Here is an 841-nt window from a genome sequence, read left to right as displayed (position 1 = left end):
TTTGCTCCTACAAAAACGCATAAAAACAAGGCTGGTGCAGTAAATGAAATGAAACATCCGCTCGCTCAACAAGTTGAAACTTGGAATGATAAGAAGAATAAAATGTTAGAAGCTCTAGGAATGACGAATAAGGGAAAAAGTGTACAAAAGACACCCCAAAATGCAGGGAATATTCAATCTAATGAGCCTAAAGACGAATTAGCAGCTCATCGGAATAAATGGCGGAAAACCCAATGATTATTACACCAGGCGTTAACTATGCTGATAAGTATGCGAATAACGTCATGCGTAATAAAAAGAAGTACCCGAAGTCGATCATTCTTGCTGTAGAACGTTATAAGAAGTGGAAAAAGCGTAAAGATATTTGGTTTGATGTAGATAGAGCGAATGAAATGTTAGACTTCGTTCAATCGTTCATCCGTCATGTTAAAGGACCACTTGCAGGTCAATTGATGGAATTAGAGCTTTGGGAAATGTTTGTTTTTGCGAATATGTATGGTTGGTATCATAAAAACGAAAAAGGAAAAACAGTCCGTGTTATTCGTGAATCATATGTTCAAGTACCAAAGAAGAACGGAAAAACAATTATCGCAGCAGGTGCATTGCTCTATGCTATGTATGGAGAACTTGAACTTGGAGCGGATTGTTATTGTGCGGCATCGGATTATGAACAAGCGCAAAATGCAGCTGAACCAATTGCACAAGCGATAGAAAACTCCGAACCTCTGGCACGACATACACAAATTTATAAAGGTGTGAATGGAACAGTTAGTGGTGCTATGTATCGATATAGCATCAATGGAATTGCATATCAAAATAAATTCAAAGTATTAACGAAAAA

1 protein-coding gene and 1 pseudogene are annotated in these 841 nt (G+C 37.5%); both read left to right on the top strand.

Annotated elements, in window-relative coordinates:
• Positions 1–237: pseudogene (locus tag RT27_RS35645) on the top strand (terminase small subunit); the annotation flags it as partial.
• The coding region (locus tag RT27_RS32065) for a terminase large subunit (RefSeq protein ID WP_043939462.1) at positions 234–841 on the top strand (608 nt) is incomplete at its 3' end. The pseudogene RT27_RS35645 and the gene RT27_RS32065, both read left to right, overlap by 4 nt.

The organism is Bacillus sp. L_1B0_5 (assembly GCF_000836715.1).
Lineage (GTDB): Bacteria > Bacillota > Bacilli > Bacillales > Bacillaceae_G > Bacillus_A > Bacillus_A thuringiensis_S.
This window is presented reverse-complemented; position numbering and strand designations above follow the sequence as displayed.